Source organism: Streptomyces sp. NBC_00203 (genome assembly GCF_045206325.1).
GTDB lineage: Bacteria > Actinomycetota > Actinomycetes > Streptomycetales > Streptomycetaceae > Streptomyces > Streptomyces lutosisoli.
Genome location: NZ_CP108126.1, coordinates 8600011 through 8622604 on the forward strand (window position 1 = coordinate 8600011; position 22594 = coordinate 8622604).

The 22594-nt window shown below is 70.6% G+C and carries 18 protein-coding genes; 13 read left to right on the forward strand and 5 right to left on the reverse strand.

The genetic code is table 11. The annotated features are described in order from the left end of the window. Positions 1-41: 41 nt before the first annotated feature. On the reverse strand, positions 42-848 hold the full coding sequence (locus OG975_RS38210; protein ID WP_406334054.1) for a 2,3-dihydro-2,3-dihydroxybenzoate dehydrogenase: 807 nt from the start codon (positions 846-848) through the stop codon (positions 42-44). A 22-nt stretch (positions 849-870) separates the two neighbouring features. After that, a complete protein-coding gene (locus OG975_RS38215) occupies positions 871-2043 on the reverse strand; it encodes a 3-deoxy-7-phosphoheptulonate synthase (protein ID WP_327433004.1) in 1173 nt (390 codons plus the stop codon). Positions 2044-2283: 240 nt separating this feature from the next. Between OG975_RS38215 and OG975_RS38220 the strand changes: the two genes are divergently transcribed. Further along, on the forward strand, positions 2284-3393 hold the full coding sequence (locus OG975_RS38220) for a transaldolase family protein (RefSeq protein WP_406334055.1): 1110 nt from the start codon (positions 2284-2286) through the stop codon (positions 3391-3393). Positions 3394-3433: 40 nt separating this feature from the next. Beyond that, a complete protein-coding gene (locus OG975_RS38225) occupies positions 3434-5389 on the forward strand; it encodes a helix-turn-helix domain-containing protein (RefSeq protein ID WP_406334056.1) in 1956 nt (651 codons plus the stop codon). Here OG975_RS38225 and OG975_RS38230 read toward each other — a convergent pair. Continuing rightward, the gene (locus OG975_RS38230) at positions 5386-6570 is read right to left on the reverse strand and encodes an IS701 family transposase (RefSeq protein ID WP_406334057.1); all 1185 of its coding nucleotides are present in this window, start codon (positions 6568-6570) and stop codon (positions 5386-5388) included. The two genes, OG975_RS38225 and OG975_RS38230, sit on opposite strands and share 4 nt — an antisense overlap. 383 nt (positions 6571-6953) lie before the next feature. Here OG975_RS38230 and OG975_RS38235 point away from each other — a divergent pair, with 383 nt between their 5' ends. The 7 genes from OG975_RS38235 to OG975_RS38265 all read left to right on the forward strand — a co-directional run bounded on the left by OG975_RS38235 (position 6954) and on the right by OG975_RS38265 (position 16181). Next, entirely contained in the window at positions 6954-8288 is a 1335-nt protein-coding gene (locus tag OG975_RS38235; protein ID WP_406334059.1) for a sugar phosphate nucleotidyltransferase, read from the forward strand. Positions 8289-8349: 61 nt separating this feature from the next. Then, positions 8350-9036: an NAD(P)H-binding protein gene (locus OG975_RS38240; RefSeq protein WP_406334060.1), complete on the forward strand. Its 687-nt coding sequence runs from the start codon at positions 8350-8352 to the stop codon at positions 9034-9036. Between the two features lie 130 nt (positions 9037-9166). Next, on the forward strand, positions 9167-11326 hold the full coding sequence (locus OG975_RS38245) for an AGE family epimerase/isomerase (protein ID WP_406334061.1): 2160 nt from the start codon (positions 9167-9169) through the stop codon (positions 11324-11326). A 103-nt stretch (positions 11327-11429) separates the two neighbouring features. Then, positions 11430-12368 carry an NAD(P)/FAD-dependent oxidoreductase gene (locus OG975_RS38250; protein WP_406334062.1) on the forward strand — a complete coding sequence of 313 codons (939 nt, stop codon included), beginning with the start codon at positions 11430-11432 and terminating at the stop codon, positions 12366-12368. Positions 12369-12458: 90 nt separating this feature from the next. After that, positions 12459-13409 (forward strand): alpha/beta hydrolase, encoded by a 951-nt coding sequence (locus OG975_RS38255; protein ID WP_406334064.1) that lies wholly within the window; start codon positions 12459-12461, stop codon positions 13407-13409. Position 13410: 1 nt separating this feature from the next. Beyond that, the gene (locus tag OG975_RS38260) at positions 13411-14607 is read left to right on the forward strand and encodes a low temperature requirement protein A (RefSeq protein WP_406334065.1); all 1197 of its coding nucleotides are present in this window, start codon (positions 13411-13413) and stop codon (positions 14605-14607) included. Continuing rightward, entirely contained in the window at positions 14604-16181 is a 1578-nt protein-coding gene (locus OG975_RS38265) for a Na+/H+ antiporter (protein ID WP_406334067.1), read from the forward strand. Before OG975_RS38260 ends, OG975_RS38265 begins: the two co-directional genes overlap by 4 nt. Before the next feature lie 110 nt (positions 16182-16291). Here the strand turns inward: OG975_RS38265 and OG975_RS38270 are convergent, their stop codons facing one another. Together OG975_RS38270 and OG975_RS38275 are read right to left on the reverse strand one after the other, a co-directional pair. Further along, a complete protein-coding gene (locus OG975_RS38270; protein WP_406334069.1) occupies positions 16292-17383 on the reverse strand; it encodes an AMP-binding protein in 1092 nt (363 codons plus the stop codon). Beyond that, on the reverse strand, positions 17380-19365 hold the full coding sequence (locus OG975_RS38275; protein ID WP_406334070.1) for an MFS transporter: 1986 nt from the start codon (positions 19363-19365) through the stop codon (positions 17380-17382). The genes OG975_RS38270 and OG975_RS38275 overlap by 4 nt, the downstream gene beginning before the upstream one ends. Positions 19366-19731: 366 nt before the next feature. Here OG975_RS38275 and OG975_RS38280 point away from each other — a divergent pair, with 366 nt between their 5' ends. From OG975_RS38280 to OG975_RS38295, 4 genes are read left to right on the forward strand one after another with little or no spacing between them, the layout of a single operon-like run. Beyond that, positions 19732-20154 (forward strand): nuclear transport factor 2 family protein, encoded by a 423-nt coding sequence (locus tag OG975_RS38280; RefSeq protein ID WP_327433017.1) that lies wholly within the window; start codon positions 19732-19734, stop codon positions 20152-20154. A 22-nt stretch (positions 20155-20176) separates the two neighbouring features. Continuing rightward, complete coding sequence (locus tag OG975_RS38285) at positions 20177-20551, forward strand: nuclear transport factor 2 family protein (RefSeq protein WP_327433018.1); 375 nt, start codon at positions 20177-20179, stop codon at positions 20549-20551. A gap of 14 nt (positions 20552-20565) precedes the next feature. Then, complete coding sequence (locus OG975_RS38290) at positions 20566-22158, forward strand: GMC family oxidoreductase (protein ID WP_406334073.1); 1593 nt, start codon at positions 20566-20568, stop codon at positions 22156-22158. Then, positions 22155-22568 carry a VOC family protein gene (locus OG975_RS38295; RefSeq protein WP_327433020.1) on the forward strand — a complete coding sequence of 138 codons (414 nt, stop codon included), beginning with the start codon at positions 22155-22157 and terminating at the stop codon, positions 22566-22568. The genes OG975_RS38290 and OG975_RS38295 overlap by 4 nt, the downstream gene beginning before the upstream one ends. Positions 22569-22594 lie beyond the last annotated feature (26 nt).

Consider the following 22594-nt stretch of genomic DNA (forward strand, 5'->3'; position numbering starts at 1 on the left):
CCCTTCGGATATACGTGAGTTCGGGCGGCCCCTGGGTGAGGTCAGGCGCCCAGCGACGCGCCGCCGTCGACGGTGAGCATGTGCAGGGTGATGTGCGCGGCGCGGTCCGAGAGCAGGAAGACCACGGCGTCGGCGATGTGCGAGGGCTGCGCGATCCGGCCCAGCGGAATGCCCACGCGGAAGGCGTCGGCGCGGCCTTCGACGGTGCCGCGCGGGCCCGACTCGTCGTGCCACATCGAGCTGAGCATCGGGGTGTCAGTGGAGCCGGGCGCCACGATGTTGCAGCGGATGCCGTGCTTGGCCACCTCCAGGCCCAGGCTCCGGGTGAACATGGTGGCCGCCGCCTTGGACGCTGCGTACGCGGCCATCTCGGTGCGCGGGGTCGCCGCGGCGTTCGAGGAGACCGTGACGATCGCCCCGCGGCCACGCGCCGCCATACGGTCGACGACCGCGCGGCTGACGTGGAAGACGCCGTTCACATTGACCGCGAACGTGGTCTGCCAGTCCTCGTCGGTGAAGGTCCGCACCTCGCCGAGGCGCAGCACGCCTGCCGCGTTGACCAGGTACTCCACCGGGCCGAGGCGTCGTTCGACGGCGTCGACGGTCGCCTCGACCGCCGCGCCGCTGCTGACGTCGGTGGCGAACGCCTCGGCGCGCAGCCCGTCCGCGGTGAGCTTCTCCACGGACTCGCGCAGTGCTTCGGCGTTGTGGTCGACGGCCGCGACGAGCACGCCTTGCTCGGCGAGCGCACGGCTCACGGCGGCTCCTATACCGCCTGCCGCGCCCGTGACGAGGGCGACCTTGTTCTCCCATTCCTGATGGTTCTGTACGTGCTCCATGTGCTCCATGTGCGGGACCTCCCTGGTCCAGTCATCCGCGCCAGGCCGAGACCACGGAGGCGGCCTGGACCGGGTTGAGCCGCGGGTCGCAGAAACTCGTGTACTTGTCGCCCACGTGAGCGATGTCGGCCACGCCCGTGACGCACTCCGTGACGTGGTCCGGAGTCGTCTCCAGATGCAGTCCGCCGGCGATCCCGCCGGAGGTCCGCACCGCGCACTGGAAGCCCTCGACCTCGCGGACGACGGTCTCCACGAAGCGGGTCTTGAGCCCGTCGGGGGCTGTCACGGTGTTGCCGTGCATGGGATCGGTGAGCCAGATGACCGGGTGACCGGCGGCGCGTACCGCCCACACCAGCGACGGCAGCCGCTCGGAGACCAGGTCGGCCCCCATGCGGGCGATGAGCGTCAGCCGCCCGGGCTTCCGCTCCGGGTCGAGCTTCTCGCACAGGGTCAGCAGATCGCGTACGGACATATTGGGCCCGACCTTGCAGGCCACCGGGTTGACGACCTGGGACAGCAGGGCGACATGGGCGCCGTCCGGCTGCCGGGTGCGCTCGCCGATCCACGGCCAGTGGGTCGAGGTCAGCAGCAGCCCGCCCTCCTCGTCCCGGCGGACCATGGGGAGTTCGTAGTCCAGCAGCAGCGCCTCGTGGCTGGTGAACACCGGCGGGCAGATCACGGAGGGGCGGCCGTCGTCCAGCCATCCGAGATGCCGTACGGCCTCCTGGGCGGCCGCGTAGCCGTCCAGCAGGCGACGCGGGTCGGGCCGGCGGAGCTCCGGGTCGGGCTCCGGGCTGTTGACCATGTGCCCCCGGTAGACGGGGAGTTCGGTGCCTCCGATCACTTCGGTGGGCCGGGAGCGGGGCTTGGCGAACTGGCCTGCCATGCGGCCGACCCGGACCACGGGTGTATGGGTGATCATCTTCAGGGTGCCGGCGAGCACGTCCAGCAGACCGGCCTTGCGGGCGACATAGCCCGCGGTGCATTCGGTGGGGTCCTCGGCACAGTCACCGGCCTGGACCACATGGGCCTCGCCGATGGCCACCCGCGCGAGCAGTTCGCGCAGGGCCAGTACGTCGTCGAGGCCGACGAGTGCCTGACTGTTCGTCAACTCCCCTCTGACCGAACGGATCAATTCTGTCCTGTCCCAATCCGGCTGCTGCAGGGCAGTCCGCGATCGGACACTGGGCAGATCAATGTCCACGGTTGTCTCCAAGAGTTTTTCTTCGAGCTCCTTTGTGCCAAAGAGTGCGATGCCGGCGGGAATCGGCCAACGACGCATCGCTGAGTACGTCAGGTGGGGCACATGTCCATCAGGTCGCGACGACGTTTCAACGGGCCTTCACCACCGGCGAGTTGACATTGTGTGCGGAGAGATTCCGCGCAGTGCGCCAGGACCGCGCATGCTGGTCCGTCGTCCTCGATCGCGACGCCGGGAGGGGTTATGCGGGGCGGAATTCTGCGTCGTCTTGTTTCGGAGGGCGTTTCCCCTTGGCTGAATGGATTTCACCGGGGATTTCTGCAGGCGCGGCGGCCGGCGGAACTGGCCGCACTGGAAGGTGTGCGTGGCATGACCGCACAGCCCGCCCTGCTTGCCGCCGCCCTCTCCGTCGACACCGCCTACCACCGGCAACTGGCCCAACTTGCCGGAGAGGGCACGGGTGTTGGCGAGGCGCTGCGGGCTCTCCAGGTCCAGGACATCCGCCGGGCCTGCGACGACCTCGGTCCTGCCTACGAGGCCACGCGCCGGCATGAGGGCCTTGTCTCCATGGACCTGGATCCGGGGCTCGTCCACGACGCCGACGCCACGGTCGCCGAGGCGCGCTCGCTGGTCGCGGCCGTCGCCCGGCCGAACGCGCTGGTGAAGATCCCGGCCACCGTCGAAGGGGTGGCCGCCATCAGGGACTGTGTCGGCCGGGGCATCGGCGTGCACGCCACCGAGCTCTACACGGCCCGGCGCCACATCGAGGTCATGGACGCGTACTGCGGCGGACTCGAGATCGCCCGCCGCGCCGGGCGGCCCCTGCATGTCATCGCCTCGCTGGCCTCCACGCCGGTGAGCCGCATCGACACCGAATGCGACGCCCGACTGGCCGAGTTGGGTACCTCGGAAGCCGGCGCGCTGCGCGGCGAGATGGCCCTTACCCTCGCCCGGCTGATGTACCAGCAGTACGACGAGCAGCTGGGCGGCGCCCGCTGGCGGGCCCTCGCCGCCGCCGGCGCCCGGCCGCAGCGCCTGATGTGGACGGTGGACGGCCCGCACACCTCTGACCAGGCCGGATACGCGGCCCGGCTGGTGGGCTGGCACACCGCCCTGGCCCTGCCGCTGCGCGCTCTGCTCGCCGCCGACCGCTGGGGAACGCCGCGCGGGGACACACTCGGAGGCCGGCAGCGGGACGCCCGGCGCGTGTTGGACGAATTCGAACGGACCGGCCTACGCTTCGAGGCGGTCGCCGGGAGGCTCGCGGCACATGGCGAGAAACGGTTGGTCCGCTCGTGGGAGGCGCTCCGAGGGACGGTGGGCACCCAACTGCGGCTGCGCGCCGGCCGGTAGCGACGTACGACAGCACACGCGCGGGGGAGCGGGAGGCAGTGTGTCCCAGGAGCCGACGCGGGACGCCAGTTCCGCCGTACTCGAACTGCTGGCGGCGGGAGCCCCCGCCGACCGGCTCACCTCGCTCGTGGACGAGGCCAGACACCGCGGTGCGGACGCCGCGGAGCTCGCGGAGCTGGAGCGCGCCGCCCGGCTCGGCCTGAGCATCTCCTCGCGCTGGGAGCGTCACCGGCAGCGGGAGAGCGGCCTGTCCACGCTCCTTGAGGCCGCCCGCGACCTCGGCGCCGTCCACCAGCCGGAGAGCGCGCTCGTCCAGGCGATCGCCCGGCGGGCGCGGCTGCTGCTCGGGCTCGACATGGCGTACGTCTGCTTTCCCGACGAAGGCGGCCAGGCCGACGAGGGCGGTCAGCTCGGACAAGGGGGTCCGGTGGGCCAAGGGGGTCCGGTCGGCCGGGACGGTCAGGGTGCGGCGCAGGTCCGTGTCGGTGCCTCCGACGGGCGGATCGCGACGCTAGACGTGGGCCTGACCCTGCCGGTCTGCCAGGGACCCGGGAGCATGGCGATGACGGACCCGGTGCCGTTCTGGACCGCCGACTACCTCACCGACGAGCGGATCGAGCGCAGTGCCGTCGTCGACGAGGTGATCAGGGCCGAGGGGCTGCACACCGTGATGGCGGTGCCGCTGAACCGCCAGACCCGGCCCTTCGGCGTGCTGCACATCGCCGCGCGGAGCGTACGGCACTTCACCGCGGACGAGGTGGCGCTGATGAGCGCGTACGGCGAACTGGCCGGCGCCACCGTGGAGCGGGCCCGGCTCCTCGACCGGTCAGCGGCCCTGCGGGAGTCCGGGGACGCGCACGCGAAAATGCTCCAACTGGTGCTCGGCGGAGGCGACTTGAACGAGGTGGCGGAGGAGACCAGCAAGCTCCTCGACGGCGCCGTACGGATCTGCGGCTCCGACGGCGTGGTGCTCGCCACCGCCGGCGAGGTGCCGGAGGTCGAGTGGGAGCACGCGGCGGCGGGCGCCCTGGACGCCCACGGCGCCTGTCACCCCGTACCGCTGGACGAGGACGACATGTGGGCCGCGCCGATCTGCACCGGCACCGTCGACCTCGGCACCGTCCTGGTGCACCCCAACAGGCCACTCACCGACAACGGTGTCCAGCTGCTGGGCTTCGCGACCCAGGCCATGGCCGTGCTGCTGCTCCTGGAGAACAGCAGGGCGGCGATCGCCGAGGGCCAGGTGCGCGACGATCTGCTCGACGAGCTGCTCACCCATCCCGACCTGTCGCCGAAGAAGATACGGACCCGGGCCCGCAGGCTCGGCGTCGAACTGGACGGCCCGCATGTGGTCGTCGTCGCCCGGCCGGAGGAGGAGACACCGGCGAGGGCCTCGGTGTGGGCGGCCTCGTACGCGTACCGCAAGAGCGGTCTGAAGAGCATGCGGCACGGAACGGCGGTGTTCCTGCTGCCGGGCACCGACCCCGGCGCGGCGGCCCGCGCGCTGTCCGGCGAGCTCGCGCCGCTGCTGGGGCATCCGGTGACGGTGGCCGCCTCGGGGCCCGTCGCGGACCCCGGCGGAGTGCGGCACGGCTACCAGGAGGCGGTGCGCTGCCTGGAGGCGATGACGGCGCTCGGCGCGGTGGGCCGGGCGGGCTCGGCGGGCGAACTCGGCTTCCTCGGGCTGCTGTTGTCCGAAAGCCATGACGCCGAAGGCTATATCGAGTCCGTCCTCGGACCGCTTCTCGCCTACGACGAGCAGCGGCTCTCCGAGCTGACCCAGACGCTGGAGGCGTTCTTCGAGGCGGGTGCCAGTCCCACGTACGCCGCGCGGCGGTTGCACGTCCATCCGAACACGGTCGCCCGGCGGCTGGAGCGGATCAGTGAACTGGTCGGCCACGACTGGCAGCAGCCCGGGCGAGCGCTCGAAGTACAGCTGGCGCTACGGCTGTTCAGGATCCGGAGCCACCTGGTGGGCCGTGAACCCGAGGCCTAGGCAGCGCGCTGTATGCCGGTGCCGGTCCGCAGTTCCTCGTCGTACGTCCCGTACGTCCCGTCGAGTGCCGCGACGGCATGGGCGGCCGAGGCGAGCGTGGCGTGCCGGTGCCAGCCGTTGAAGGAGCGGCCCGCGTAGTCGCGGAGGCCCACCTGCTCGGAGATCTCCGAGAAGTCACGGTCGACCCGGCCGATGAGCCTGCTCAGCCGCAGCAGGGCGACGGGGCTCAGGTCCACCAGGTCGGTCAGCCACAGCTCGCTCGGCCACGCCTTTCCGCTGTCGCCGATACCGATGAGGAGCATGTCGCCGCCGCCGCGCATGCCGGGGGCGCGGGAGGCGCCACGGATCCGTACGGCGGCCACCAGGCTGGTGCGCATGGCGTGTTCGGGGCTGTGGTCGCGCCACACCGCCGGGCGGCGAAGCAGCTTGGCGGCGGCCATGATCTGCTGGGCGGGCAGCGCCTCCGGCGTCGCGCGGCCGATCTGCGCGGGGTCCGCCGGGGTCAGCCGCAGCGAGCCGCTGATCCGGATCAGGTGCCGTAGCCCGGAGGACCGGAAGCGGCGCACCACGGACATGGCGTCCATGTCACGGGCGTCCATCACCACCGGCCGGGCGGGCAGCCCCCAGTCCCGTACGGCGAGCATGGCCTCGACCGCCGACTCCTCGGGGGACTCCTCGCGCACGCTGTCCGGGATGGCGGCCTGCCGCCGGCGGAGTCCGTTGTCCAGCCAGTCCTGCGGGATGTCCAGCCGCCAGTTGACCGGAACGCTGGTCTCCTGAGCGGCCGCCCACACGCCCACGGCCTGCTGCACGCCCCGGATCTGGCCGAGCTCGGGGACATAACGCCGATACACGCCCACCGAGTTGTCGCCCGCCTTGGGGATCACCATCGTGCGGATCACATAGGCCTCCGGGGCCACGGTGCGCGCGACGTACTGGGCGAGCGCCTCACGGACCGGCATCCAGTGCCAGGTTGAACTGGAAACGAAGTGATGCAGGCTCTGCTCCCGGGCCGAACCGCCGGTCGGCGCCGCCATGTTGCGGATCGACTTGCGGCCCTCGGTCGCAAGGAGGCCACGGATGTACTCCTCGCCCTTCCTGCGCTGGTCGCTGCGCGGGAAGGTGGTGAACAACGTGGACGAGAGTTCAGTGCCGCTCATCGCGAGTTCGGTGCCGGTCATCGGAATCCCACCTCGGTTCGGAGTCGCTCGGTTGAGCTGGCTCCACAGTGCGCGGCACTCAGTGCCACGCCCAGGTGGTCCCGTCACACGGTTGGGACGAGTGATGGTGGCCGCGCAACCGTCGCGGCCGGAGGTGGTGGCGCGGCCACCACGAGGGTCGGCCGGGTGGTGGCCGGACCACCGCGCACGGGCCCGTCGTGGCGCTCGAAGGGGTGTCGAACGCGGTGGCAATTCCCGCCCGAATGCCTCTCACATGAGCTTCGCGGCACCCGAGTTGACGAGGTCCGACCTGAATTTACAAGGCATTTGACAGGATTCGACACCGCGGGGTTCCATCTCGAACGGAGAGGCACGGAAAGGCTTCGACTAGCGGGGAGGCCTGCATGCCTGGGGCGACGAGCGAGACCGTGGCCGTCATGTTGGCCGGCGGGCGCGGGGAACGAGCGAAGCCGATCACCTTGGAATCGGCCGACTACATCCGCAGCAAGGCGGTCATCCCGTTCCTCGGGCGCCGTCTCGTCGAATGGGTCGTGGAACTCTGCAAGGACCAGGGCATACGGCGCTTCTACGTGATCGCCCAGGGCCTGGAGAACCGCAGCCAGATCAAGCTGCTGCTCGGCCACGGCCAGCGCCACGGCGTGGAGATCAGCTACTCGCGGGCCGGCTTCGACCCGTACAACGTGGGCTCGGGCTCGGCCTTCCTGCACAACCTCGAACAGTGGAAGCTGACCGGCCGGGCCCTGGTGCTGCCGGTCGACTCGGTCCTGGACTTCTCGCTGGAAGAACTGGAGCGCACCCATCAGGAGAGCGCCGCCACGGTCACCGTGGCCACGGTCGGCAGGACCCGCCGGGAGGTCGCCGGCAAGTACGGCGTGCTGCGCACCGACCCGGCCGGACGCGTCCGGGGGTTCGCGGAGAAGCCCAGCGCCCAGCAGCTGCGCACTCTCTTCCCCGGCCGCGTCGACGAGCCGCTGCCGACCAGCGCGGGCATGTACCTGGTCGACTGCGACCGGCTGCGCCGCGCGGCCCGCGACCCGCAGCTGATGCGGCTCGCCCAGCAGCGGCTCGACTGGGGCGGCGACCTGCTGCCCTGGCTGGTGGAGCACGACGAACCGGTCGCCGCCCACCGGATCGCCCGCCTCGGCGACCTGGGCAACGTGCCCGACTACCTGGCCGCGCTGCGCGACGTGCTCTCCGGCGCGTACCGCCGGCTGAACCGGCTGATGGGCCCACCGACGGCCGGCGCGGCCGACTGCTGGATCGACGAGACCAGTCTGCGCACCCGCGACCCGGTGTCCGGCACCACGCTCACCGAGAAGATCGCGGACGGCCGGGTGAAGATCGGCCCCGGCGTGCACATCGGCCGCCATGTCGAGGTCGGCGACGACGTCAGCCTGGAGTACGCGGACATCGGCGACGGCGTCGAACTCGGCGAGGGCGCACGGCTCAGCGGTGTCGCCGTGGGCGACTACTCGCTCGTCGGGCCCTACGCCGAACTCAGCGACTCCTACATCGGCCCCATGGCGGTGATCCGTTCGGAGCGGGGCAGACCCGTCCGCCTGGAGTCGCACACCGCGATCGGCGACGGGGTCAGCCTCCGGCCCGGCAGCCGGCTCTCCGGCGTCAGCGTCTATCCGCGGCTGCGCATCCCCGCACACTTCCACGTGCCCTCAGGCACCTGGCTGACCTGCTCGGACGACGTCCTTCAGTGGGTCTGAACCGGACCTGTACGAGTGCCCGCACGAGTTCCTGTACGAGTCCCTAGACGAGGAGGAATCGATGGACAGCCCGGTGGTGGTGATCGGAGGCTCGGGCCGACTCGGGCGTCTGGTCGTGAACAGGCTGCTGGACCTGGGCGAACGCGTCCATGTGGTCGGCCGCGGCACGCTCCAGGAGGCGCTGCCCGACCAGGTGGGCTACACGGCGGCCGACGTACGCGAACGGGGCTCCCTGGACGAGCCGTTGGCGCACTGCTCCGCACTGGTCTACTGCGTTTCGCCCGGCACCGACGACACCGGGCCCGACCGGCCCGAGACCACCATGTACCTGGGTGTGCGCAACGCGCTGCGGTCGGCAGTGGGAGCGGGCCGCCGCCCTCATGTCGTCCTGGTCAGCCAGATCCACGCCACGCACTACGGGCACCCGCTCAACGCCTACGGCAGAGTGCTGGACTGGCGCCGGGCCGGTGAGGACGAGGTCCGCGAATCAGGGCTCTCGCACACCGTGGTGCGCCCCGGCTGGCTCCTGGACGACCAGCGGGCCGGCTCCCGGGTACGCCTGGTGCAGGGCGACCGCGGGACCGGACAGGTCTCGCGGCAGGACGCGGCGGAGGCCTGCATCCAGGCCATGTACTGCCCTTCGGCGATCGGCGTGACCTTCGAGCTGTTCAACGAGTCCGGGCCCGCGGTCACCGACTGGGAGTCGTCCTTCGCCGCACTGGAGTGGGACCGCATTCCCGTGGGCTGAGTTCCCGTGCGCCAAGTTCCCGTGCGCGAGCCGCGGCCGGGAGACCCCCGTCCGAGGCCACACCTTTCCACCCCCATGGAAGCAGCGTCGTGCTGCTCATGGCACCCCCCGATGATGGAGGCACCCTTCGATGAGTGCACCCGAGATACGCCGTACGTACAGCGACAGCATCGCCGGATATGTCACCGCCTACGAGCCCGCACACCAGCGATTCGGTCTGCGGACCACCGACGGACGCGAGTTCACGATCCACCTGGACGGCCTCCTCGGCTCCCAGGTCGTGCGCAATCTCGCCGAAGGGCACCGCGACACGAGCGAAGCCACCCTCGACATGCTCGCCGAGGGCCGTTACGTCTTTGTCTACGGAATCTTCTACGAATGGGACGGCGGCGCCCGCATCGAGGCCCGCAACATCACCTTCCCGGAGGAGCACCGGGGCGCCTACGTCTTCGAGGATCCCAACTGGTGGGTCCAGCAGGCCCGGGAGATAGCCGACTTCTATCTGCGCGGCCAGTTCCCGGACGACGTGTACGACTGGCGCCGGTTCCGTACGCATCTGACGCTCAGCGGCACCCATGTGCCGGAATTCGCCGGACAGGACGTACGCCAGGAGACCGACACGATCTCCCGGCTGGTCTACGGGCTCGCCACGGCCTTCCTGTTGACCGGCGAGGACCGGTTCCTGGAGGCGGCCGAGTCGGGCACGGAGTATCTGCGCGAGCACATGCAGGTGGCCGACGACCGCGAGGGAATCGTCTACTGGTACCACGGGATCGACATCACCCAGGCCGGACAACGCAAGGTGTTCGCCTCGGAGTTCGGCGACGACTTCGACGCGATCCCCATGTACGAGCAGATCTACGCGCTCGCCGGCCCGACCCAGACGTACCGGATCACCGGCGACCCGCGGATCGCCGCGGACATCGACCGCACGGTCGAGCTGTTCCACCGCTACTTCAAGGACTACGTCCGCGGCGGCTACTTCTCGCACCTGGACCCGATCACCATGGATCCGCGCGCGGACTCCCTCGGGCGCAACCGGGCGCGCAAGAACTGGAACTCGGTGGGCGACCACGCGCCCGCGTACCTGATCAACGCCTATCTGGCGACCGGCCGGGCGGACCTGGCCGACATGCTGGAGGAGACCGCCGACACCGTCGTGCGGCACTTCCCGGACGAGCCCAACAGCCCCTTCGTACAGGAACGTTTCCACGAGGACTGGAGCCCCGACCGCACCTGGGGCTGGCAGCAGGACCGCGCGGTCGTGGGCCACAACCTGAAGATCGCGTGGAACCTGATCCGCATCAACAGCCTGGTGGACAAACCGGAGTACGTGGCGCTCGCCGAGCGGATCGCGGAGATCATGCCGGCGGTCGGCAGCGACCAGCAGCGCGGCGGCTGGTACGACGTCGTCGAGCGGCGCGCCGATCCCCGGTTCGGCGACCACCGGCTGGTCTGGCACGACCGCAAGGCCTGGTGGCAGCAGGAGCAGGCGATCCTCGCCTATCTCATCCTGGCCGGCGCGACCGGTGACCCCGACCACCGGCGGCTGGCCCGGGAGGCCGCCTCGTTCTACAACGCCTTCTTCCTCGACTACGAGGACGGTGGCGTGTACTTCAACGTCCTGGCCAACGGCATCCCGTATCTGCTCGGCACCGAGCGGCTCAAGGGCAGCCACGCGATGGCCGGTTACCACTCGCTGGAGCTGTGCTACCTGGCCGCGACCTACGGCAACCTGCTGGTCGGCGACAACGCGCTCACGCTGCACTTCCGGCCGCTGCCCGAGTCCTTCCCGGGCCGCACGCTGCGGGTGGCGCCCGACCTGCTGCCCCGGGAGGCCGTCCGGCTCGCCCGGGTGTGGATCGACGGGGAGCGGTACGAGGACTTCGACCCGAAGAACCTCACCGTGCAGCTTCCGCAGTCCACCACGCGGTTGAAGGTTCGCGTCGAGATCGAGCCGACCGAGATGCCGATGCGCATCTCCAGCAGCTTCGACGGCAGGACCGCGCGGGTCTCCTGCGAGGGCGTCCTCGGCCGGGACTCGCTGGAGAAGCTGCGGCGCACACTCAGCGAAGCGCTGGAGGCCGGGCCCGAGCGCGTGGAGTTCCACATGTGCCGGGTCACCGAGATCTCCCGCGAGCCCATCAACGAACTGCTGTTCCAGCGTACGAAGGCGGGTCTCGACGTCGACTTCGTCATCGTCGGCGAGGTCCCGCCGGAGGTGACCCGGGCGCTGGCCGCCACGGACGCCTTCCTCGCGGACCCGCACGCGCGGTGCGACGACGAGTGACCACCTGCGCGGCACCGCTGTGAGCTCCGGTCTTCGCCCCGCTCGCCCCGGCGGGGCGAAGACCGGCCGTCAAGTCACCGGCATGTTCTAGGAGTTGCTCCCCATGGCCCCCGTAGCCCCCTCGGCGCGCGACGCCGACACCCTGGTCGTCGGCGGCGGTCCGGCCGGGCTGTCCGCCGCCCTGTGTCTGGCCCGCTACAACCGCCGGGTGCTGGTCTTCGACACCGGACACGGCCGCTCGACCCATCACCAGGTCAACCGGAACTACCTCGGATTCCCGGGCGGCATCCCGACCGTCGAGCTGCGCGAGCTGGGCCGTGCGCAGCTGGCCGGATACCCGCAGGCGCGCGTCGTCCACCACGCGGTGCTGCACGCCGAGGGCGACGCCGAACGCGGCTTCACCGTGCACGCGCAGACCAGCTCCTGGACCGGCCGGACCCTGATCATCGCCACCGGGGTGCTCGACCACTTCCCGCACTTCCACGGCTGGGAGTCGTACGTGGGCCGGTCCATGTTCTGGTGCATCGCCTGCGACGGCTACGAGAACCGCGGCAAACGCATCCTGGTGGTGGGCCACACCGACGCGACGGCCGCCGAGGCGCTCCAGATGCACAGCCTCAGCGACGACATCCAGCTGCTCACCAACAGCCGTACGGACGAGATCGGTTCGCGCTGCCGGGAACGGCTGGAGGCGGCCGGCATCCCGGTCCTGCACGACCGGATCCGCTCCGTGGAGGGCGAGGACGGCATGCTGCGCACCGTCGTCACCCGCGGCGGACAGCACCTGAAGGCCGACTCGCTCTTCAGCATCCAGGGCGCGACCCCGGAGATCGCCCTGGCCCGTGCCCTTGGCCTGCGGCTCGCGCCGAGCGGGCACATCGCCGTCGACACCGAGCAGAAGACCTCGGCCGAGGGGGTCTACGCGGCCGGCGACGTCTCCTCGCTCCACTCGCACCAGGTCAGCGCCGCCGTCCATGAGGGCTCCCAGGCGGCCTCCGCGGCCAACTACTTCCTTTATCCGGCCGAGTTGAAGGCGGGCTGACGCGGGTCACGGACCGTGACTACAGGGAGTACGGCCGTTCCCCACCCCGACATTTGACTCGCCGTTTTACCGCTCGTGAGGATGACAGTCATGGAACTGGACCGCCCCGAGGAGACGCCCATGGTGCGCAGCGCGCGCGTGACCTTCGAGAGCGAGGGTGAGCAACTGGTGGGCACGCTCTACCAGTTGGCGCAAGCGGACAACGCGGAGCCGCGCCCCGCGGTGGTGGTCGCCGGATCCTGGACCACCGTCAAGGAACAGATGGCCGGGCTGTACGCCAGGCGGCTCGCGCAACTCGGATACCTGGCCCTGGCGTTCGACTTCACCGGGCACGGCGAGTCCACCGGCCACCCCAGGGACACCGAACTGGTGGGCCGCAAGGTGGGCGACATGAGCAGCGCGGTCAGCCACCTCCTGGAGAACCCGATGGTCGACCCCGAGTCGGTCGGCCTGCTCGGCGTCTGCGCGGGCGGCGGCTACGCGGCGGTGGCCGCCGCCAACGACCCCCGGGTGCGTTCGCTCGCCCTCGTCGCGCCCTGGCTCCACGACGCCTCGCTGGTGCACCAGATCTACGGCGGCCAGGACGCCGTACGCCGCAAGCTCGACGAGGCGGCGCTCGCCCGCGAGGAGTACGCGCGCACCGGAACCGTCCGCTATGTGAAGGCGGTCAGCGAGACGGACCCCGAGGCCGCCATGTACGGGCCCTACGACTACTACCTCTCGCGCGCGCGGGGCGGCGTGCCCCAGTGGCCCAACCGCTTCGCGGTCATGGGCTGGTGGGACTGGCTCACCTTCAGCCCGATCCCCTCGGCGACCCGGATAAGCGTCCCCACCATCGTGGTGCACAGCGAGCAGGCCGCGCTCCCCGACGGCGTACGACGCTTCGCGACCTTGCTGCCGACGGCGGCCCGGGTGCTGTGGCTGGAGGGCACGCAGTTCGACTTCTACGACCGGGACCCGCAGGTGGGCTCCGCGGTCGAGGCGGTCGACGCGCACTTCCGGCACAGCTTCGACCGGGTGAGGCCCACAGCCGGAGGCTGACATGGCGACCAGCCGCGTCGCACCGCTCATCGAGTCCAAACGCATCAACGTGGCGGAGCACTTCTACGACCTGGTGCTCGTCTTCGCGGTCAACAAGGTCACCCACACCCTCGCGGACGACATCTCCTGGACCGGACTGGTCAACGCCTGGGCCGTGTTCACGCCCTTCTGGTGGTCGTGGGTGGGCACCGGGATCCTGTCCAACCTGACGGACCTGCACGACGTGAAGAACCGGCTGCGGCTCTTCGCCATCACCCTGATCACCTCGATGATGACCATCGCCGCGCCCACCGCCCTGCACGGCCACGGCGTCTTCTTCGCCGTCGCCTATCTGCTGCTGCGCGCCCTGCTGCTGTGGTGGGCGGTGGACGTCTTCGGCGGGCTGCGCCTGAACCCCTTCTCCGTGTCGGCGTTCTGCACCGCCCCCCTGCTGCTGCTCACCGCGGGACTTCCGCACGAGCAGCAGCGGGTGGCCTGGGCGGTACTGATGGCCGGGGAACTGTCCAGCACCTTCGTGCTGCGCAGACGGCTGAACCACATACACGTCGACGTCCTGCATCTGCCCGAGCGGTTCGGCCTGGTGGTCATACTCGCGCTCGGGGTGCCGTTCGTGGACGCCGGCGGGAAGATCCCGCACGACTTCTCCGTGCGGCAGGCCCTGGCCCTGGCCCTCGCCTTCCTGCTCGTCGCCTCCCTGTGGTGGATCTACTTCCACTTCAGCAACAGCCGGATCGCCCACCAACTGCGCACGGAGGACAACCAGAGCCGTGTGGTGCGGGAGCTGCTCGCGTACGGGCACTACTGCCTGCTCGGGTCCGTCTCCGCGATCGCCGTCGGCGTCTGGCTGGCCGTGGCGCATCCGCGGGAGGCTCTGGGCGACTCCGCGCTGTGGCTGATGTGCGCCGGAGCCGTGGGCTTCCACACGGTGTTCGCCTGGCCGCGCTGGGGTCTGCCGCGTTCCGTGGTCACCCTGCGCCTCGCGGTCGCCGCCGTCGCGCTGCTCGTGCCCCTCGTCGCGCAGGACCGGTCCGGGCTCTTCGCGCTCGCCCTGCTGACCGCGCCCGTGGCGGCGGCCGCGGTCGCCGAGACGGCGCTGGTGGGGACCGCGCCCAGCTGCCACTGCGGCTGCCGCCCGAAACCGCACCGGCTGGCCGTCCTCGGCCGGCATCTGCACCCGGCCCCGGGCGATGCGAGGTGACCGAGGTCCTGCTGCTCGTCGTCCCCGTCACGCTGCTCGCCGTCGTCGTACGGCGGATGCAGGTCTCCGCGCCGGTCAGCCTGGTCCTCGCGGGCCTGCTGACCTCCTTCGTGCCGGGTGTGCCCGACTACCACCTCGACCCGCACCTCGTGCTGTTCCTGTTCATCCCGCCGATGGTGTACTCGGAGGCCTGCGAGAGCTCGTTCCTCAGCTTCCGTGCCAACGCGCGCCCCATCGCCCTGCTGTCCGTGGGGCTCGTCCTGTTCACCATGGCTCTTGTGGCGCTGGTGGCGCACACCGTCGTCCCCGGCATGTCCTGGCCCGTCGCCTTCGTGCTGGGCGCGCTCCTCGGACCGACGGACGTGGTGGCCGCCGTGTCCGTCGCCCGCAGACTCGGGCTGCCGCGCAGACTCGTACGGATCATGGTGGCGGAGTCCCTCTTCAACGACTCGACCGGCCTCACCGCGTACCGCATCACGGTGGCGATCGTGGCGGGCGGCGGCTTCTCCCTCCTCGACGGCATCCGCGACTTCGTCCTCACCTGCTCGGGCGGACTGGTCCTCGGCCTGCTCATCGCCTGGCCGGTGCGCCGGCTCCAGTGCTGGCTCGGCGACGCCGTCGCGCACACCGCGGTCTCCCTGCTGGTGCCGTTCGTCACCTACGCGCTCGCCGAGTATCTGCACGCCTCCGGTGTGCTCGCGGTCCTCGCCGCCGGGCTCTACCTCGGCCATCACTCCAACCGCGCCTCGCACGCGGCACGGTTGCAGGAGCAGGCCTCCTGGAAACTGATCGTCTTCCTGCTGGAGTCCGTGGTGTTCGCCCTGATAGGGCTCCAACTGCGGCCCGTTGTCAGGGCGTTGGACGACACCCCGCTGTGGTCCCTGCTCTGGTACGCGGCGGCCGTCTCCCTGACCGTGATGCTCGGCCGGTTCCTCTGGGTGTTCCCGGCGACCTATCTGCCCCGCTGGATATCCCCCCGGCTGCGCGCCCGCGATCCCTCGCCACCATGGCAGCTGCCGGCCGCGCTGTCCTGGGCGGGCATCCGCGGAGTGGTGTCGCTGGCCGCGGCGTTCGCGCTGCCCGACGACATGCCGCACCGCGAACTCGTCCTCTTCCTCACCTTCTCGGTCACGCTGAGCACGCTCTTCGTGCAGGGGCTCGGCTTCCCGGCGTTCGTCCGCCGGCTCGGGCTCGCGGGCCGCGGCGGGGAGCACGACGACCACCTCGCCGAGGCCAAGGCGCAGGAGGAGGCCGCCCGGCACGCCCAGCACCGGCTGGAGGAGCTGGTCGCCGGCGAGCACCAGCACTGCCCGCAGCATGTGGTCCTGCGGCTGCGGGAGGTCGCCGAGTACCGGCGGGTCGCCGCCTGGGAACGGCTGCGCGACGGCGGCCGGCCCGGCACCCACTCACCGGCCGCCGCCTACCAGTTGCTGCGCCGGGAGATGCTGACCGCCGAGCGCGAGGCCTTCATCGCGATGCGCGACCAAGGCCGTCTCGACGACGAGGTGGTCCGCCAGGTCGTCCATCAGCTCGACTTCGAAGAGGCGGCACTCAGCCGCGATCTGCACCTGTGACCCGCACCGTACGGACAAGCCGGGGATGCCCCGGCACCTACGGCTGAGGGTGCCCCCGCCGCCGGACGACCGGCGGGGGCACCCTCGCAACCTCACCCTGTGCTGTGCGGTCAGGCTCCCGGCAGGGGCGGTGCGATCCCCGCGAAGGTCTGCCGGCCGAGGTACTCGATCGTCGGTACGCCCAGCAGGACCGCGCAGGTCTCCGCCGTGTCCGGCGTCAGCTCGGGCCCCACGCAGATGACGCGCTCCAGGGAGCCCAGTTCGCCGGTGTCCTCCGGAGCCGACGCGACCAGGCTGTAGAGCACGGTCTGCGTGACGAAGGCGGTCCGCACCCGCTGCGCGCGGATCGCGTCGAGCAGCTCGGGCGCGTGCAGCAGTTCCGGCACCACGACCACGGTGGCGCCGCTGCGCAGCGCGTGCTGCGTCAGGAAGGCGAGGCCGTCCTGCTGGGCGAACGCCACCCCGGCGAGCACCCGTTCCCCGGGCTCCAGCGGATTGTCCGAGGCCAGCACCGCGAGGTCCGCCGCGATGTCGGAGTGGGTGAGCTGGGCGCGGCGCCGGGAGCCGACCGCGTGGTGCACCACGGCGATGTCGGTGACCGGCTCGATGTCCACCACCGGTTCCGGCGCGTCGACGGCGACGAGGTCCAGGACGGAACGGCAGCCGTCCACCGGCTCCAGAGTGAAGATCTCCTCGACCGGGCGCGGCCCCGCGCCGACGATCCGCTGCGCCTTGCGCACGAGGGGCAGCAGCGCGGGCGTGGTGAACAGCCACCGCGTCCCGCTCTCGGCCAACTGGGCCGCCAGCTCGGCCTCGTCGGCCTGGCTGTCCAGTACGCAGACGACCGCGCCGGCCCGGGCACAGGCATGCAGGACCGGAGCGAACCAGAGGGTGTTGGTGCTGAACAGCGCGATGGCGTCGCCCTGTTCGACACCGGCGTCGGCGAGCCCCGCCGCGAGTCGCCGGGTGGCGAGCTCCAGCTCCTGGTAGCCGACGGTGCGGCCGCTCACGCCGTCGATCAGCGCCGGGCTCGCGCCGCGGGCGGCGGCGTCACCGAGCACGGTCTCGTACACGGGCAGATCGATGACGAGGTTCTCGTCGAAGGGGTTGACCGGGTCGAACGAGTCCAGGGGGTCGAACGAGCCCAGCGGGTCGATCGAGCTGAGCGGGTCGAGCGGGTCGAAGGGATCGATGGTCGTCATTCCTGTCCTCCGGAAGATGCGCTCGCGCGCGGTAGGGACGTGATGGGCGGGCCCGCGTGCAGCAGATCTCCCAGCTGCTGGAGGAACAGCTCCCAGCGTGCGGTGAACCCGGGGTCGTCCGGGCCGAGGCCCGTCGCCATCCGGGTGATCTGCGGCAGCAGGCGCGGATAGTTGGTGAGGGCGAAGGTCAGCAGCCGCAGCAGCTCGGGATCGAGCTCGGGGCGCAGCTCCCCGCCGGTCTGGCGCTGCCGGATCTCGTCCACCTGCGACTGGATCACGGCGCGCCGCTCCGTCTCGTGGGGCACGGGTCCGCCGCCGTAGGCGAGCGCCTCGCGCGTGAGATACGTCAGCCATGCGGCGTCGTGGTGCGCGGACTCGAAGTGGTAGACGAGGAAGTCCCCGGCGGCCCGCGGCGCCTCGCGGATCTCCCGCTCCCGGCGCTCCGCGACCTGGCCGAGGATCTCGTGGAACAGCCGGTCCCCGATGCGGCCGCCGGTCATCAGATACATGGAGTACGCGAACCCCGTGGCATGCCCGGGCAGCCGCTCCAGCAGGGCGTTGCCCGACGCACCCGTGCCGCGCGGCAGCCGGGTGACCATGAACGCGGCGGTCAGCGCCACGAGCGCGGCGACCGGCAGCACCTGCGAGAAGGCGCTCGCGTAGGCGGCGTGCGAGGTGCCGTCGCCGAGCACCGTGAAGAACATCAGGCTCATCAGGGCGACCCCCAGCGCGTTGCCCACCTGGAGCGTGGTGGTCACCACGCCGGCCCCGGCCCCCGCGTCGCGCGGTGCGAGCGTGCCGATGATGGTGCCGATGAGCGGGGTCATCCCGAGCCCTTGGCCCAGGCCCGCGATGAACAGCGGCAGCGCGAGTTCCCAGCCATCGAGGCCGGCCCCCTGAGCGGCGCTCGTGGCGGCGACCGAGCAGAGCCCGACGGCCGCGACGAGATAGCCGAGCGTCAGCACATGGCGCCCCAGTAGCCGGGCGATCCGTGCCGCCAGCAGCGAAGTGATCAGGAACCCCAAGGCGTTGGGCGTGTAGACCAGCGCGGCCCGCAGCGCCGAGAAGCCCAGGCCGATCTGCAGATACATGGCCAGGACCAGCATGAAGCCGACGTAGGAGAAGCTGAACATCGCGGCGATCGGCACCCCGCCGGCGAAGCCGCGGTTGCGGAACAGCGTGAGCCGGATCAACGGGTCGAGTCCCCGCTCGGCCACCTGGCGCTCGTGCCGCAGGAACAGGGCGGCGGCGAGGGGCGCGGCCGCGAGCGACAGCAGCATCCACAGCGGCCAGCCCGCGTCACGGCCCATCAGCAGCGGCACGATGAACAGCACCAGGGTCAGTACGGACAGCACGGAGCCGCGCCAGTCGAGGTGGGGGCGCGGCTCCAGCGGTTCGTCCGGCGGCAGCAGCCGTAGCGTCGCCACCATGGTGGCCAGACCGATCGGCACATTGATCAGGAACGCGGGCCGCCACTCCAGCCCCAGCGGGTTCCAGGCCAGCAGCAGCCCGCCGACGATCTGCCCCGCGATCGCGGCGACCCCCACCACACAGCCGAACACGCCGAGGGCGCGGGCGCGTTCGGGCCCGTCGAACGTCACCTGGATGATCGCGAGGACCTGCGGATACAGGAGCGCCCCGCCCACCCCCTGAAGGGCCCGCGCCGCGACCAGTATGTGAATGCCGGGAGCCAGACCGCAGAGGGCGGAAGCCGTCGTGAATACCGCGAGACCGGTGATGAACATCCTTTTGCGGCCGACGACATCACCCAGTCGGCCACCGGTCACCAGGAAACTCGCGTAGAGAAGTGTGTAGGAGGAAACCACCAATTCGACGGCACCGAAGCTCGTATGGAGATCGCTGTGGATCGAGGGCATCGCGACATTGACGACAGCCACATCCAGAATGGCCATGAAAGCACCGGCCAGGATCACCGCGAGACTCACCCAGCCGCGCCCGCCGCCCCGCTCTGTGCTCACCATGCCGGAAGTCTCGTGCGCGGAAGGCGGGTCCGTCGCCGACCTCCGACAGTGTGGGCGACGTAATTGCATGTTGTCGCAGGGGGAGAGGCACCGCGGCTTCACTCGTACTCGGCGGTGCACTGCGGCAGAAGCTGAAATAGGCGTCAGTCGATCCCGCACTGCGTTGATTCCGCACCGCCGGGACAAAAGAATTCACTTTCCTTCGTACGACGCTGCTTCACCCGAGCCGGCCGGACCGCAGGCGCCGATCCCCCCTTCACGGCGCGCGGCGGGTCCCGCCGAGCAGCGGCCGGGCCCGGCACCGTGAACCCCCCGCCGGGCCCGGCCGCCGCTGTGAGACAACCACCACGATCCGAGGAGAGCGCTGTGTCGAACACCGACCTCGTACTGAAGATGTACGAGTACTTCAACTCCGGCCAGCTGGACCGCATCCAGGAAGAGCTGTTCCACCCGGAGATCTCCTGGAAGATGCCCGGTCACCACCCGCTGTCCGGCGACCACCGGGGCGCGGGTCAGGTCATGGCCTTCTTCGGCGAGCTGTTCAAGGCCGGAGTCAGCGTCGACAACGTCCACTTCGGCGAACTGGACGACGGCACCGTCGTCGAGAAGCACCTCGGGCACGCGAAGGCGGACACCGAGGAGTACCTGTTCCCGACGTCCACGACGTACGGGATCCGCGACGGGCGGATCGCCGACGTCCAGGTGCACACCGCGGACCAGCACAGCGTGGACCGCTTCATGTGGACCGTCTTCCAGCTCAAGCCGATCGACGAGCGCATCGCCGTCTGATCCCTGTCCGAGGGAGACACACGTGGACACCAGGCAAGTGGTGAACAGCTACTACGAGCTGGCCAACAAGGGCGACTGGGAGGCCTGGACGGATCTGTTCGCCGAGCGCCAGACCATGGACGAGCAGCTCGCCGGGCACGTCGAGGGGCGGGAGACCCTGCGCGCCATGATGAAGGGCTTCCCCGCGATGTACGCCGCGTTCACCAACACCCCGCGGCACATCGTGATCGAGGGCGAGCAGGCCGCCGTCGTCTCGCACATCTCGGCGGCCACGCACTCCGGCGAGCCGATCGAAGCCGACGTCGTCAACTACTTCCAGGTGGTCGACGGGCGGATCTCCTACATGTCGAACCACCACGACACCGTCCCGTTCCAGCCCGTACTCGGGACCGACTAGCGGCGGGAGCCGACATGGCGGAACACGAGGACCACAGCGACTACGACTACATCATCGTGGGCGCGGGAACCGCGGGCTCCGTGCTCGCCGCCCGCCTCACCGAGGACCCCGCGGTACGGGTCCTGCTCCTGGAGGCCGGCGGCAACCACATCCCGGCCAACGTCGACCAGGCACCGCTCTGGTTCACCCTGCTGGGCTCCGAGGTCGACTGGGGCTACACGAGTGTTCCGCAGCCGGCGCTGGGCGGGCGGTCGACGTACGAACCGCGGGGCAAGATCCCCGGCGGCAGCAGCAACCTGTACATCATGATGCACGTCCGCGGGCACCCCTCGGACTTCGACGCCTGGGCGTACCAGGGCGCCGCGGGCTGGTCGCATGAGGACCTGCTGCCGTACTTCCGCAGGATGGAGGACCAGGAGGACCCGCACGGACCCGAGACGGGCATCGGCGGACCCCAGGTCGTCACCAACGCGGGCGCGCACCACCCCAATCCGCTCTCGCGCACCTTCATCGACGCGTGCGTGGAGCTGGGCCACACCGAGCTGGACGACTTCAACGGCTCGCGGATGATCGGCGCGGGCTGGCACCATCTCGACGCCCGCGACGGCAGGCGGCGCGGCGCGCTGGTCTCATACCTCGAACCCGCCCTGGACCGGCCGAACCTGACACTCCGTACGGGCGCCCAGGTGGCCCGGCTGGTGATCGAGGACGGCCGCTGCACCGGTGTCACCTACGTCCAGCAGGAGATCGCCTTCACCGGCGAGGGGCGTACGGTACGCAACGCCCGGCCCGGCGAGCCCGGTGAGCACACGGTACGGGCGGGCGCCGAGGTCCTGTTGTGCGCGGGCGCGATCGAGTCGCCCAAGATCCTGCTGCTGTCCGGCGTCGGTTCCCCCGAGCAGCTGCGGCCACTGGGCATCGAGGTCACCGCGGGGCTGCCGGGCGTGGGCGAGAACTTCCACAACCATGTGCTCACCGGACTCATCGCCGAGACCGTGGAGCCGGTCGAGCAGGGCCACCAGAACCTCTCCGAGTCGGCGCTCTTCGCCACCTCGCGGCCCGGACTGATCGCGCCCGACCTGCAGATCGCCTTCGTGCATGTGCCGTTCGACATCATCGTGGGCCAGCAGCACCCCAACGCGGTCAGCATCCTGCCCGGTGTGGTGCGCCCCCAGTCCCGCGGCACCGTGCGGCTGGCGAGCGCGGACCCGTTCGCCAAGCCGCTGGTCGACCCCAACTATCTGGGGGACCGGTCCGACGTCGAGCGGCTGGTGCAGGCGGTGAAGCTGTCCCGTGACATCTTCGCCACCTCGGCCTTCAAGGAGCACCTCAAGGGAGAGCTGCTGCCGGGCCCGGACGTGCGCACCGACGCCGACATCGAACGGTTCGTGCGCGAGCGCGCGGACAGCTACCACCACCAGGCCGGCTCGTGCCGCATGGGCATCGACGATCTCTCCGTCGTCGACCCGGACCTGAAGGTGCACGGGGTGACCGGGCTGCGCGTCGTCGACGCGAGCGTGATGCCCGCGGTGCCCTCGGGCAACTGCAACACGGCCATCGCGGCGATCGCCGAGCGGGCCGCCGACCTCATCAAGGGGGGCACATGAGCCTGCGGTGGTCCCATGTGGGGCTGAACTGCCGTGATCTGGGCGCGACGGAGGCGTTCTACGAGCGGTGGTTCGGCTTCAGCCGGGCGCGCACGGTGGAACTGGACGACGACCGGATCGTGTTCCTGCGGCAGGGCGACGTCTATCTGGAACTGTTCCACTCCGACACCGAGCCGCTGGTGAAGCCGGCCGGGGACGGTCCCGCCCAGCCGGGCGTGGCCCGTCATCTGGCCTTCCAGACGGACGACTTGGACGCCTTCCTCACCAAGGTGGGCGACGAGGTCCCGGTGACGCTGGGCCCGCTGCACTTCGACGACTTCATCCCCGGGTGGCAGAGCGTGTGGCTGACCGACCCGGACGGGGTGATCGTGGAGGTCAGCGAGGGCTATCGGGACGCCTCCATCGACTGAAGAGACCGATCACACGCGTACGAGGA